This window comes from uncultured Shewanella sp., assembly GCF_947501665.1.
GTDB lineage: Bacteria > Pseudomonadota > Gammaproteobacteria > Enterobacterales > Shewanellaceae > Shewanella.
Genome location: NZ_CANMWS010000028.1, coordinates 24440 through 39231 on the forward strand (window position 1 = coordinate 24440; position 14792 = coordinate 39231).

The following is a 14792-nucleotide window of genomic DNA, read 5'->3' on the forward strand; positions in this document are numbered from 1 at the left end:
ATTGACTATGTCAATTTCAGTACTTGGTCCCACCAAGCTGCTGTGCTTGATTAATAATGTGAAAAACAACATTTTGCTCCATCGCACCTTGAACTAAATGTGCCCCAGCGCCAATAGCATGAATGCTGACATCTTCACCTGCATGGGTTTCACCGCCTTTTTGAATTAACGCTTGTTGCATAAAATCCATTTCTTGTGTATTTAATAAAGATAAGTCATCTCTTTCTCCCGAGCTCGCCCCCGGTCCATTGGCATAGCCTAACGTTGTGTAAGGCTTACCATCTAAGGCAATCGCCATGTCACCACCCACGTGATGCACTAATCCTAAGATCGGATTACCTCTTTTTGGATATCCTGCGATGGTTAACGTGTGACTATGATCCGCTGTCACAATAATTAACGTCTCTTCTGGATCCGTATTTTCAACCGCTGCTCTCACGGCATTAGAGAATTCAATGGTGTCATAAAGCGCACGTTGGGCATTGCCCGCATGATGGGCATGATCGATTCGCCCCCCTTCAACCATGAGGAAATATCCCTCTGTATTTTGACTCAATAGTTGAATGGATTTCGTCGTCATCTCTGTCAAAGAAGGTTCGCCAGCACTGTCTGTGAGACGATCCGCTTCAAATTCCATATGAGATGCATTAAATAGGCCTAACAAATGGGTGGTATTCTCCACATCAATCGCATCAAAGTCGGCTTTATTCCAAACATAAGCTGCATTATCGAAGTTTTCGAGCCACTTCTGGGTTAAATCGAGCCCATCAGTACGCACACCTGCCTCTTCTTCACCATCGATTATCCCTTCTGGGATAAAGTTGCGTCGACCGCCACCTAAGGCGACAGTTAGCGCGTCGGCTTTGTCCCGCATAACAAGCTGATAGGCGATATCTTTACAACCATAAGTCACTGCCTCATCCGATAGATCTGAATCGGCCTCCCATTGACGTTGTGGGGTTTTTGCATATAATGCCGCTGGCGTGGCGTGGGTGAGTCGTGCAGTACTCACAACTCCCGTAGATAATCCTTTAGCATTAGCTAAATCAACCAATGTAATTAACTCATTTCCCTTTGATGACAGACAGTTAGATCGCAAACTGGCATCTGATACAGACAGTACCCCCGCTTTCGTTTTAACACCTGTCGCCATTGCTGTCATTGTGCCAGCAGAATCAGGAACTTGTTGATTTGTATTGTACGTTTTGACTAAACCACTATAAGGGAAGCGCTCAAAGCTAAGGAAGTTTTCTTCACCACCTTGATTGCCTATTTGCTGCTGCCCTTCGAGAATTCTTGCAGCAGTAAGCGTTGAAATTCCCATCCCATCCCCAATGAATAAGATCACGTTTTTAGCTTTGCTATGAGTTTGTAATTGCGTTTGTTCTACAAGGTGAGCCGCGCTATCCTTAAACCATTGACTGTCACTTTGCACACTCGGTAATAATGCAGCATGTACATTGGATGCCAGTAAACCACAGGAAATCAATAAAGCTATTTTTCTGATCTTAATCACTATTTCCACCATTTCATCATTATAAGAATCAATAACTACATTCACTAAATACCATTTAAAACCATTAAGGTTTACCTATTATTAACATATTGCTTCATTTTTATTACATAAGTCGTTTGGGGGATTTTTCTCAAAGTGAGCGCTAGAACCTGTTAATCTTGAGTCATTAAATGATGTCTGAAGTAAACAAAGGAGGAAGAAGAAACAAGAAAAGAATGACATGAAAAGAAGCTATACCCAAACTAAATAGCTTGGGTATCGCGTTTAAATACGATTATATCTTACTCAGGCGCACATGATAATCCCGTATAACATGCTGCATAATCTCTTGCACTGAGGTATTTTTGGTTGCTCTATCAATATAAATTTTCACCGTCACTAAGGTATGAAAATCTTCTTTAAATCGATCGCTTTGCAATGAGAAATAGGCCTCCTCCTGCTCCGATTGTCTCACTGTAAAGCCTTCATACTCAAACACTCGAGTACCGGAATGGTTATGCCACTTAGTAATACGATCGAGCGCAATTTCACAAGAGTGATTAATTTCAATATGGTTTAACCAACTGGTTGGATGGGCGGGGTCTTTCACGTGAGGACATCGAATGGTGTAGTTGTAAACATGAGTGATTGCTGTCATACATTACCTATCTATTCGCTTGACTTCATTCATAATAGGCATGATTTTTTTTCTTGGTCAATCTTTTATTTTTCTGCTGTAATGGTTTGTGATTAACCTCATTATCTCTGCTTTTTTGTGATAAAAAATCACCTAAACGAGGGTTAAATTAATAAGTTAAGTTTAAATGAATGCGATTTATAGCTGACACTCGTTATCCCAAGTTCAGGTTAAGTAAGACAAATACACCATCGCCTTTGTCTCATTCATCTCAATCAGCTAAGCGCTAGCTGTTTGTTGTAACATCTCGGCCATTTTCTGCTGAATAAGATACACTCCCTTTAACGGTCTGATCATCACTTTGAATTCAACAATTTTTCCCGTCTCATCCCACCTAATCATATCAACACCGTTGATACTGATCCCATCAATTTCAACTTCAAATTCCAAGATGGCATTATGACTATCAACCACTTCTCTAACATACCGAAAAGGAGCATTAAGAAAAATATAAAATGCAGCACTTAAATAATGTTGAGTCATTTTTTTCCCCACTTGGGGGGTATGTAAAACAGGAGAATAAAAAATCACATCATCGCTTAATAATTCAGACAAACCCCGAGGGTCTTTTTTTACCACTAATTGATGCCACACTTCTAAGGTATTAATAGACATTCATTCTTTCCTTGTATTAAGTCTATGCTTTGCTAAATTCAAAGCATGTCAATATGCTGATTAAACATACTCTTTTACCCTCTATTGAGCAATGGTTATTGCCATACAATGCAGTACTGTACGGCAATATGAAAACAGTAAAAAGTAAGCCTAAAGTGCTTCTAAAGCTTGGGTTAACTTGCTCACCCCAATAATATGCATGCCAGCAGGTATTTTTTTGGGTACATTAGCGTCTGGCACTATTGCTCTTTTAAAGCCATGTTTAGCCGCTTCGGTGATCCTCTCTTGCCCATTAGGAACAGGTCTTATTTCACCGGATAATCCCACTTCACCAAAAACCACTAAGTCTCTTGGTAATACTTCGCCTCTAAAACTAGACACCATCGCCAATAATAAAGTGAGATCGGCACTGGTCTCGGTCACTTTCACTCCACCAACCACATTCACGAACACATCCTGATCCGCCATCATTAGCCCACCATGACGATGCATAACCGCCAATAACATGGCTAATCGGTTTGCATCCATTCCCACCGCGACACGTCTTGGGTTGCCCATCGCAGAACTATCAACCAATACTTGTAATTCCACTAACAATGGCCGAGTCCCTTCCCAAACCACCATCACTAATGAACCCGATGCATCTTCCTCCCCTCGAGAAAGAAAGATAGCCGATGGATTGGCCACTTCTTTTAAGCCTCTCTCAGTCATGGCAAATACCCCAAGTTCATTAATCGCACCAAAACGATTTTTATGAGAACGCAAGGTTCGATATCGGCTATCACTGTCTCCTTCAAACATAACCGAACAATCAATACAGTGCTCCAAGACTTTAGGCCCAGCAAGACTACCATCTTTGGTCACATGGCCCACCATAATCACAGCAATGCCATTTTGTTTAGCAAAACGTGTTAAAAAAGAAGCCGACTCTCTCACTTGAGACACACTTCCAGGAGATGACTGCACCTCACTGATATGCATGACTTGAATGGAGTCAACCACAATCACTTTGGGTTTTTCTTGCATTGCAATTTGGCAAATTTGTTCAACGCTAGTTTCTGATAGCATTTTTAAATTAGCCGTTGGCAGGCCAAGTCGATTAGCCCGCATCGCCACTTGTTGCAATGACTCTTCGCCTGTCACATAAAGCGCGGACATAGATTCGGCTAACTGGCATAAAGTTTGTAATAATAATGTACTTTTACCCGCACCGGGATGACCCCCAATTAAAATGGCAGATCCGGGTACAATCCCTCCTCCAAGCACACGATCCAACTCGTTAAAGGAGCTGGCAATACGAGGAAGTTCATCTAAATCTATTTGATTTAACGTTTTTATTTCACTGGAACCTTGGCCAGCATAACCACTAAAAGAAGCTGATTTTCCTGCAATAGGGGGACCCAAACGCACTTCAGTGATGGTATTCCACTCTTGACAAGCACTGCATTGACCTTGCCAGCGAGGAAAATCTTGCCCGCACTCATTACACACATATGCTGTTTTATTTTTTGCCATAATGTTTATTGATATTCATCCGTTATATGCATGTCTTAAAAAATGATTATCCTTCAAGAAACACAAATTGACATTAGTTGTAAAATTATAAATTAAACTGCGATTATGCCTATATTAACGCGTTATAGAGAATAATAAACGAAATGATCTCACCCAGCTCCCCTATAGCTAAATCAATATAAAATGATAGTCTCAGAGCGGTCAATTGAGCGGCAATTTGAGATGAATTATTGATGGAATGTAGGCACCTTTTGAGATAATGCAACAAAGAAGTGTCGCTCAAATAAAGCTCCTAACATGCTGGTTTAAAAGTGATTTATACGTTGTTGATTTGTCTTACCGTAGCATGACTATGCTTTTAACAATTCGCCTAGCCTAAATCACTTTTCATTCCAGCTGAGCATGTCATTTTATATTGATTTAGCTATACACTCATTTAGCCATTAATGACCTTAATGTCGCGAAATAATTTTAAAGCATTGTTTGATTAACTGATTCAAAAAGAAACAACTGAAAGCACAATTATGCCGTATCATTGATGTTGGTAAAATTATTGATATAACAGAATAAGTCATATTGAGGTATCCTGAGTGACAAAATGATAAATGAAGCATTCGGCCCTTTATCGTATTAAGCTCATAGTCGTATTACATTCAGATGTTTATTTTTTAAAAGAGGTTCCCTGACGGGCAATAAGATGCAACCCATTTTACCCATTATTATCGCAGGTGGCACTGGGACGAGGCTATGGCCATTATCTCGTCAGCTTCATCCTAAGCAATGTCTATCACTATTAGAAAACTCAAGCTTACTTCAAAGTACGCTTGAACGTTTAGCTCATTTACAACACTTACCCGCCGTTATTATTTGTAATGAAGCCCACCGATTTTTAATTGCCGAACAATTACGTGAGAAAACGATACCTCACAATGGCATCATCCTTGAATCCATGGGAAAAAATACCGCACCAGCCATTGCATTAGGCGCTTTACATGCATTGACCCTTAAAGACCAAACAAGCAATGAAAATACAGATCTCGATCCCTTATTATTAATCTTACCTGCGGATCATCATATTCAACATGCTGAGGCGTTTTGTCAAACATTAGCCAGCGCCAGTGAGCTGGCCCAAGCCAATCATATCATTACTTTTGGTGTCAGCCCGACTCACCCTGAAACAGGTTATGGTTATATTAAAACTGGATCAGAAATAGAAAAAAACAAAAATAACCCTTTGATTAGCTTTCACGTCGATAGCTTTACCGAAAAGCCTGATTTAGCCACGGCCAAGCAATATTTAACCAATAAAGCATACTTCTGGAATAGCGGCATCTTTTTGATAAAAGCCAGTGTTTACCTCAGTGAATTAAAACAGCACCAAAGCGACATATTAAGCGCTTGTCAAAAAGCAATGACTCATAGTCAGCAAGATTTAGATTTTATTCGCGTTGAGCCTAACGCATTTAATGCTTGCCCAAGTAATTCAATTGACTATGCTATCATGGAAAAAACCCATCGCGCGGTCATGGTACCGTTGAGGAATCACTGGAGCGATGTGGGCAGTTGGTCAGCATTATGGACTATCAGTGATAAAGATGACTTAGGCAATAGCCTGCATGGCGATGTCATCAACCTTCATAGCCACAATACTTTCGTCCATGCTGAAAATAAATTGGTGACGATTATCGGGTTAAACAATCTTGTTGTCGTTGAAACCAAAGATGCGGTATTAATTGCCGATAAAGATCATGTGCAACAAGTCAAAAATGTGGTTGCTCAATTAGAAGCGAGAAATAGAATAGAGCATAAACAACACAGAGAAGTATGCCGCCCTTGGGGAAAATACGATCTCATTGATCAAGGAGAGCATTTTCAAGTCAAACGTTTAAGTGTTAAACCTGGAGGTAAATTGTCGACTCAGATGCATCATCACAGAGCAGAACATTGGATAGTCGTTTCAGGTACGGCTAAAATCACTAACGGCGGACAAGAGTTACTATTAAGTCCGAATCAATCAACATATATTCCCATTGGCTCTATTCACTCACTTGAAAATCCAGGTAAAATACCCCTTGAGATGATTGAAGTACAATCAGGCACTTATCTAGAAGAAGACGATATTATTCGCTTTAGTGATCATTATGGCCGAAAATAATCCTGATAATGCAACCCTCCCCCTCACTTGCTTTAAAACCTATGATATTCGTGGAAAGCTCGAAACAGAATTAAACCCACAAATAGCCTATCGAATAGCAAGAGCCTTTGCTGACATCATCAAGCCCAAAACAGTCGTGCTTGGCGGTGATGCTAGGCTCACCTCAGCAAGCTTAAAACAAGCTTTAGCAAGCGGATTCATGGATGCGGGTGTTAATGTGCTCGATTTAGGATTAACAGGCACAGAAGAAGTTTATTTTGCCACTTTTCACCTTAAATTAGACGCGGGTATTCAAGTGACCGCCAGCCATAATCCTATCGATTATAATGGAATGAAATTCGTTGGCAAAAATGCGGAGCCTATTGGCCCTGATAATGGTTTGCAACCAATAAAATTGCTAGCAGAAAGCCAAGCTTTTTCCGTCAATAAGCAAGCAAAAGGCCACTATCATGGTCTTAACTTAATGCCAGATTATATCAAGCACCTTTTATCTTATATTCAGCCACATCATATCAAACCCCTTAAAATCTTAGTCAATGCAGGCAATGGTCCTGCGGCAAAGATAATTGATGAATTAGAGGTCGCATTTAAGCAATTGCAAACCCCCATTACATTCATCAAAATAAACCATGACATTGACGGACGTTTTCCTAATGGTATTCCTAACCCTCTGTTAAAAGAGAACCGACAAGACACACAAAATGCCATCACGTTACACCAAGCCGATTTAGGCATTGCGTGGGATGGTGATTTTGATCGCTGCTTTTTCTTTGATGAACAAGGGGAGTTTCTTGACAGTTATTACGTCGTTGGTTTACTAGCTGATGCTTTTTTGCAAAAAAATTCCCAATCAAACATTATTCATGATCCACGCTTGATTTGGCATACACAACACATTTGCCAAAAGCATCGAAGTAAGGCAATTCAATGTCGAACAGGGCATGTATTTATTAAGCAAAAAATGCGTCAAACTCATGCAGCCTATGGTGGGGAGGTAAGCGGTCATCACTATTTTCGCGATTTTGCCTATTGCGATAGTGGCATGATCCCTTGGTTGCTACTCATAGAGCTATTGAGCATCAAAAACCAACCTCTTTCGACCTTGGTTGCTGAAAGTAAACGTACTTACCCAAACTCGGGTGAGATTAATTTCACCGTCAGCCACCCTATTGACGCTATTAATAAAGTTAAAGCACATTATCAAGATATAGCCACACATATTGATACTTGTGATGGGATCAGTTTCTCATTTGAAAACAAGCAACAAGCATGGCGTTTTAATCTACGTTACTCTAATACAGAACCTTTAATAAGACTCAATGTCGAATCAAAAGGCAATCGACAACTCGTAGTACAAAAAACCAATGAAATAATAGCGATACTGAAATAACAACCTTTTTAGTCATCTCAACTGAGCGATAGCTAAATGGCTAGATATCATTAAATATTTTTTGTACGGGGATCTGCCAAAATGATTCTTTTGTTATCTCTTCAAGAAACTTTTCAACACTACGACCGTCACCAAATTCATCATTAGGCTCTACTGTAATATCACCAGAATTGATACGTTTGATAGACTTTATTATTTCATCTTCATTCATTGCAACATTTAATATACTTTTTGATTGAGCACGACTATGTTGCCGAGTGCCAATATTGATACTCGGTACCTGATAAAAAGGTGCTTCTCTAACAGCTGCACTACTATTACCAATCATAAAATGACTATACTTTAATAAAGTTAAGAAAAACTCAAATCGCATAGATGGGATAACAATAAAGTTTTTATTATTTTTTAATTCATCATAAGCTGACAAAATAAAATGGCTTCCATGATCATTATTTGGATAAATGACGACATACTGTTTACCGCTTTTTTTTAGGCTATTAATTAATATATTAGTTTCATCTTGCAACGTGTCAACCGCCGTGGTTACAGGATGAAAAAGTACAATACCAAACTCTTCAAATTCAATATTATACCAAGATTTTACTTCCTCTAATGTTGGTAACTTATCACTTATCATAACATCTAGATCAGAAGAGCCAATAGGAAAAATATATTGCTCTAATTCACCAAGCTGAATTAACCTTTTTTTAGCTTGCTCATTACAAACAAAATGAATATGAGCTAACTTACTTACTGAATGGCGAATATGCTCATCAATAGTCCCTGAAACTTCTCCTCCTTCAATATGAGCAACTTTAATATTATTTAAACTGCCAACAATCGCACTCGCTAATGCTTCAACTCTATCACCGTGAACAAAAATCACATCAGGTTTAAGTTCAGTCACAAAATCCGATAAACCAATAATTGTTTTCGCTAAAATAGTATCCATTTTATCGTCAACATTTTGATTCACAAATTGATAAATGTTGTTAAAACCAGATTTATAAACCTCTTTATATGTTGAACCATATTTAGCCAACATATGCATTCCAGTCACAAATATATGAGTATCAAATCTAGAACCACATTCATACATGAGCGGTTTAAGCTTACCAAAATCAGCACGAGTGCCTGTAATAAATAGTATTTTCTTATTCATAGTCAGCCAATTTCAGCATTTTATCATTTGCGATATCACATGTTGCTTTTTTCCCTAATACCTCTTTATAATCAGCTGCACTCAGCTCTCCAGTACCTGGCCTTTTAACCCAAATATTATCTTTAGTCAGTACATCCCCAGCTTTAATATCTCTAATCGCGACAACCGAAGCATAAGCAAAATCACGAGTCACTTGTTCTTCTTCAAGTAAGGTTTTATCACCAAACCTTGCTCGACGTATAACATCACAACCATGAATTAATTCTTTAAGTTCCCTCTCATCCATAGAGCAAACAATATCGGGTCCCAAACGTTGTTTATGGTCGGTATAATGACGCTCAATAATATTAGCACCAACAGCAACAGCTCCAAAGCATGCATAATTATCCAATGAATGATCCGATAATCCAATAACAGCATTTGAATAATGAGAGCGCATTTGTGAGATAGCGCCAAGTCGAATTAACTCTGGAGGCGTTGGATACAGGTTAGTGCAATGAAGTAAACCATAACGAATATTTGCTTTCTCCATTATCTCAACCGCTTTATCAACGGTTTTAATATCGTTCATACCAGTACTGAGAATAATCGGCTTTCCAAATCCTGCAACATGTTCAATGAGTGGAAAATTATTACACTCTCCAGAGCCAATTTTAAATGCGGGAACATTTTGCTCCATCAAAAAATCAGCTGCAGCCCTAGAAAACGGCGTACTAATATACAATAAGCCTTGCATTTCGATGTAATGCTTGAGCTCTATTTCTTCTTCTAACGTTAAGCTGCAATCCTCCATAACTTGATAAATTGATTTATCCGTGTTCCCTGGAATAATTTTCTTCGCAGACCCACTCATTTCATCATCGAGTACATGAGTTTGATGCTTAATAACCTCTGCTCCAGCACGTTTTGCAGAATCAACCATTTCTTTAGCGACTGAAAGTAAGCCGCCATGATTGATACCTATTTCTGCAATTACAAACGTAGGATGTTGATCCCCTATTTTACGACCTGCTATCTCTAACTCGAACATGATTTATTTTCCAAAATTTGATTCGCAATAATGAGATCCTCTGAGGAATCTATATCTATACTTTCAATATGTTCCATTAAAAATGGAACAATGTTTGTTTGAGGAATACTGTTATTTGACGCTATAAAATTTTCAACATTAAAAATATAAATAGCACCATTAGGCGAATATAGCTCCGGGATCTGCTGCCTTGGAATAAAAGGAGCCTCTGGAGACACTAAGCCTTGTAAAAAACCATTTTCTCTTAATAGAAAAGTTTTATAGACTGATTTACTTTGTTTTTTAACACTAATAACAGTTAAATTATCACTTAATATTTTAAATGCATTTTCAATATGAACAGCAGTTCTTAAAGGTGATGTGGGTTGAAGTAAACAAATATAATCATGATTATCAAACTTATTTTCATTTATAATATAACTAATGACTTCGTTAGACGTTGTTAAATCTTGTGCTAGCTCGGAAGGCCTCTTTTGTGCCAATACACTCTCACTTATTGCAAACTGCAAAATATCTTCATCATCTGAAGAAACAATAATTTCATCAAATAAGCCACTTTCTTTAGCTGATTGAATTGAATACCAAATTAATGGTTTTCCAGCTAGCTGGGCTAAATTTTTTCGAGGGATCCCTTTTGAACCACCTCGAGCAGGAATAATCGCAATCGTTTTTCGTTTCATTTTATCCAAAACCAATGGATTTAGCTGTACTAAAGTCTACTTTAGTTACCTCTTAAAATACAGTATGAATAACCTAAGAAATCCGCCCACACTAACAACCCAACAATGTAATAACCTATACGCAATAAAATTCACACAAAAAAATCTAAACTTCATTTTTAAACAAAACAATTAATCAAATAAAAATAAATAAATAAGATAGTTTTACTAATAAATTATACTTTTATAAAAATTAAAATTATAATTAAAAAAATCACTTTAAAAATTTTACACCATGAATAAGAACACTTTAGTATATGAAAACACTTACTACAGTTTATTTTTGTATATGCTCTATGATAAAAACTGGTTAGAGAGCGATTATCTCATTTTCGACAATAGAATTTCCTATGATTTTTTAAATCGATTAAAAGAAACGGTTCATTGTATCGATGAAAATATATATTACAATGGATGTAAAAGGCCTATACCTAAATCACCAATTCGTAACCCTATCAATTTTTATAAGAAAAAATTAATACAAAAAGAATTATTTAACCAATACAATTTAATTGTTGGTAATATCGAACACCTTGATAATTCTTTAGTAAACTCATATAAAATACAAATTGAAGATGGTCTTGGTACAAGACAACACCTAAGGGAAGGAATAAAAAAAACAAACTTTCTGAGTCGTTTAAAAAAGAGAATATATTTTAGAGAAGCTAAAAAATTTAGTTCTACCAAAAAATTTATTATCGCGGAATCGATAATAGCTGCTACTCCATTTAAAAATAAAACTATTCATATTGATATTAAATCAACTTGGAATAAAAAAACTAACAATGAAAAATCACTTATTTTAAAGTTATTTAATGTTAATGCTGTTCAACTTAACACTATAAATGATAGTTTCAACTTACTACTAACACAACCATTGAATGAGGATAATAACTGTACTGAAGAGGATAAAATAAAAGGATACAGACTCTTATTAAAAAAACATAGTTTTTCAGAGAAAAGCCTTATAATAAAACCTCACCCAAAAGAAAATACAGATTATCAAAAATACTTCCCTAACGCTACAATAATAGATAAAGACTTTCCTATTGAGTTAATGGTACTACTAGACATAAATGTTAATAATGTCATCACGCTATTTTCTACTGCTGCAAGTATATTCAATGATAATTCAAATAAGATCATTTATTCTCGAGCCCCAAGTTATTTCAACTTCAAAGAAAAGTATATAAAAAAAATAAATTCGTTGAACTTATGAAACTTGTCATTTCGATTACTCATTAAAAGTAATGATGCACATAGTAAATAACCTGAACTCGGCTTAAGCAGCACCATTAAATATTGCTATTTTATCTCCTATTTGTGTTGTATTTTCTACTAATAGTGGGCTATTAGGCACTAAACCCCGCCATTATATCGACATTTAACAAAAAATGATAAATAAAAACAAGAAATCAATTTAATTCATTGATTTTCATATAATCGGGTTTAATCCAGGCACTTATTACCCCAAGTTCAGGTTAAATAGTATTAAACACTTATCTTTAATAGATAATTTACCATTAACGACTAGGACTGGTTGACAATTAACCATAATCATCTGATTAAGATACAATTCTACTCTTTAAAATTCATATATCTCTAAAAATGTAGCGATAAGCAATGATGACGAATTCATTCACTGCTTTCAGAAAAGCAACGAACAGCGTAAAGCAAGAAAAACACCTCGAATTCATGATACCGAATGATATAAAGAGAGAAACCTTATAAAACGATTATTTTAAAGAATTAAAACAATACCGCAGAATAGCGACACGCTATGAGAGAATAATTAAGCATTATTTAAAGACGATTCAAATAACAGCTTCTATGTTTTACTTAGCGAAATTGTCAACACCCCCTAATTTTATACCTAAACTTATTAAGCAAGTCTAATTATCAACTTTTCTATTACCAATTAAAAAATCATAAAAATAAGAAAACACTCCCTTTTTATCTTTCTGATTCAAAAGGCTTAAAATTAAATTTGCAACTTGTTCATTGGTTACTCCTGAAGTAATCACCTTTTGTTGACTGCCTATCTCTAAAGGAAACAGGTCTGCTAAATTCCCATTGAAATAGCAGTCAGCCACCTCTTGATTAGAAATTTCATATTTGTCCATAAATTGCTCACGAAGAGAAGGCGAGAAAAATGAAAAAACTTCACCTTTCTCTTTAGCCATGACATCTTGAAGAACTTTTCTCATTTTCCACTGCTCTTTATTATTGAGATGTGGGTTACATATCCTAGCAATTTCTATTGCTGATTTGGAATAACTTGGATTCTTCCTTTGTTTTATTGATCCCGACAATAATCGACTACCAATAATCCCTGCAAAATCATTAATCAAACCAGTCTGTGATGCAATATGATATGATTTTATAATGAGTTGTTTTTTACCAAATTCTAATTGGAAATCATTAAGTATACGCATATAATTTAATGCACTTTCTGGTTTGAAAACGTTCAAAAAAGTATCAAAATCAAAAGTTCTTCCCTGATGAATATTCTGAGTATACATAGATTCAACAAAGTCATCCTGTCTTCGTAAATAAGTCACAATTGATACATTATATTCTTGAGTTGCTTCGCGCAAAATTTTTGCTGTTATCGCAGAATTTTTATAACCATTATTAGGGTCCCCCATCAAACACTCACTACTCATAACATAATGATCCACATCACTGTGTTTTTTAATATTTTTCTTAAGTGATTTTTTTAATCTATCCACAATACTGCTATTGTATGTATCCATCACCATGAGATCTTTTATGCACTTAGGTGGCTTAATATATCGCCAGCCTTCCCTCACTCCCATTTCAGTGTTTTCTTGCAATGAATGCTGAATCGTCGTTGAACCTGTTTTATGTGAGCCAATATGAATATAAATATGTACCATATAAAATCCGATTAATTTATAAAGATGATGAATAACAATAAACAATGAAATGATATAAACTTAATACTTACTTGCAGCTTAAGATTTACGTAAAATTACTAATAACCTAAATATAGTAATTACTTAAGTATAAAAAATACTAATTGCAATTAAAGTTCTCTTTGTTAACGCCATTAACCTCTAAATAATCAAGTATCTTGTTTGATAATTTAGTGTCCATATGTTCTTTCCAGTCACCCACTTTTCCACTTCGAATAAAAGAGCTTCCTTTAAATTTTTCAGGTGATGCAATAATCGCTTTTCCAGTTAATGATTCCATTTTCTTAACGGATTTTTTAGAAGATAAATCAATACTTTTTAATAAAATATCATTATTAACATCTACATTTAAGAAAGATAATAATTTATGAAAAACTTGCTCTGGTTTTTTAATTAAACATTCATATTTAATTAAAAGAGTTGTTTCTGGTTGTTCTGATAGTATTTTCATTTGTGCTTGGTGATTTTTAATATATGGATCAGCAAGTTTTTTCCATAACTGATGAATACTTTTATGACTTCCTCTATTTTTATAATGAAAAAAATAACTGCTCGTAATGTAATCAAGTGGATTTCTTGTCATAAGAATTCTTTGTTTAGAATAGTCAATTATGTTTTCATGGGTATGAACAATCAAAGAAAAATCATACTCCTTCAAAATACTCCCTTGTTCGCTTATTATTTTTGAGGGAGATACATGCTTTATAACTTGATGGGTACTATGAAAAAATGACAATTTACTTTTAATTAACTCAATATTATATTCCTGTTTACTTTGCAAACTAAAATAGTTAATCAAAAAGTTTATCGTGTAAGTTGTTCCTGACTTCATCTGAGAATAAAACCACACATTATCTTTACTCAAAGAAGACAGCAACAGATCTTGCTGTATTTTATTCAGCTTTTTATCTGTTCTACTATGCAGCATTTTTTTAATTTTATTCAAGGAGTTACCACATTAATCAAAGTTTAAAAGTAAGGCAGTCTTACCTATATAAAAAACTCAAAAACGATGAATTTATTATAAGTAATCTTAGCCTCAAATGAACAATATTTAATGTACTTTACACTATAA

At 35.7% G+C, this 14792-nt stretch carries 12 protein-coding genes; 3 read left to right on the forward strand and 9 right to left on the reverse strand.

The window, feature by feature from the left end; all coding sequences use genetic code 11:
* Positions 1-16: 16 nt before the first annotated feature.
* The 4 genes from Q0976_RS19060 to radA all read right to left on the reverse strand — a co-directional run bounded on the left by Q0976_RS19060 (position 17) and on the right by radA (position 4322).
* Positions 17-1528 (reverse strand): alkaline phosphatase, encoded by a 1512-nt coding sequence (locus tag Q0976_RS19060; protein ID WP_299495500.1) that lies wholly within the window; start codon positions 1526-1528, stop codon positions 17-19.
* Between the two features lie 262 nt (positions 1529-1790).
* On the reverse strand, positions 1791-2153 hold the full coding sequence (locus Q0976_RS19065) for a cytoplasmic protein (RefSeq protein ID WP_299495463.1): 363 nt from the start codon (positions 2151-2153) through the stop codon (positions 1791-1793).
* Positions 2154-2411: 258 nt separating this feature from the next.
* Complete coding sequence (locus Q0976_RS19070; RefSeq protein WP_299495464.1) at positions 2412-2807, reverse strand: nuclear transport factor 2 family protein; 396 nt, start codon at positions 2805-2807, stop codon at positions 2412-2414.
* Positions 2808-2957: 150 nt separating this feature from the next.
* Positions 2958-4322, reverse strand: coding sequence for a DNA repair protein RadA (radA, locus tag Q0976_RS19075; RefSeq protein WP_299495465.1), 1365 nt, complete (start codon positions 4320-4322; stop codon positions 2958-2960).
* Positions 4323-5019: 697 nt separating this feature from the next.
* Between radA and Q0976_RS19080 the strand changes: the two genes are divergently transcribed.
* Complete coding sequence (locus Q0976_RS19080) at positions 5020-6477, forward strand: mannose-1-phosphate guanylyltransferase/mannose-6-phosphate isomerase (RefSeq protein WP_299495466.1); 1458 nt, start codon at positions 5020-5022, stop codon at positions 6475-6477.
* On the forward strand, positions 6464-7867 hold the full coding sequence (locus tag Q0976_RS19085) for a phosphomannomutase CpsG (RefSeq protein ID WP_299495467.1): 1404 nt from the start codon (positions 6464-6466) through the stop codon (positions 7865-7867). Before Q0976_RS19080 ends, Q0976_RS19085 begins: the two co-directional genes overlap by 14 nt.
* Positions 7868-7907: 40 nt before the next feature.
* On the opposite strand, the gene neuC is transcribed toward Q0976_RS19085, so the two are convergent.
* Genes neuC through Q0976_RS19100 form a run of 3 tightly spaced genes read right to left on the reverse strand, consistent with a single transcriptional unit; the run spans position 7908 to position 10739 of the window.
* The gene (gene neuC / locus Q0976_RS19090) at positions 7908-9029 is read right to left on the reverse strand and encodes a UDP-N-acetylglucosamine 2-epimerase (protein WP_299495468.1); all 1122 of its coding nucleotides are present in this window, start codon (positions 9027-9029) and stop codon (positions 7908-7910) included.
* The gene (locus Q0976_RS19095; protein WP_299495469.1) at positions 9022-10059 is read right to left on the reverse strand and encodes an N-acetylneuraminate synthase family protein; all 1038 of its coding nucleotides are present in this window, start codon (positions 10057-10059) and stop codon (positions 9022-9024) included. The genes neuC and Q0976_RS19095 overlap by 8 nt, the downstream gene beginning before the upstream one ends.
* A complete protein-coding gene (locus Q0976_RS19100; RefSeq protein ID WP_299495470.1) occupies positions 10047-10739 on the reverse strand; it encodes an acylneuraminate cytidylyltransferase family protein in 693 nt (230 codons plus the stop codon). Before Q0976_RS19100 ends, Q0976_RS19095 begins: the two co-directional genes overlap by 13 nt.
* A gap of 274 nt (positions 10740-11013) precedes the next feature.
* Here Q0976_RS19100 and Q0976_RS19105 point away from each other — a divergent pair, with 274 nt between their 5' ends.
* On the forward strand, positions 11014-11997 hold the full coding sequence (locus Q0976_RS19105) for a glycosyltransferase family 52 (protein WP_299495471.1): 984 nt from the start codon (positions 11014-11016) through the stop codon (positions 11995-11997).
* A gap of 673 nt (positions 11998-12670) precedes the next feature.
* Here the strand turns inward: Q0976_RS19105 and Q0976_RS19110 are convergent.
* Both Q0976_RS19110 and Q0976_RS19115 read right to left on the reverse strand, forming a co-directional pair.
* A complete protein-coding gene (locus tag Q0976_RS19110) occupies positions 12671-13678 on the reverse strand; it encodes a hypothetical protein (RefSeq protein ID WP_299495472.1) in 1008 nt (335 codons plus the stop codon).
* Positions 13679-13817: 139 nt separating this feature from the next.
* Complete coding sequence (locus Q0976_RS19115; RefSeq protein ID WP_299495473.1) at positions 13818-14663, reverse strand: sulfotransferase domain-containing protein; 846 nt, start codon at positions 14661-14663, stop codon at positions 13818-13820.
* Positions 14664-14792 lie beyond the last annotated feature (129 nt).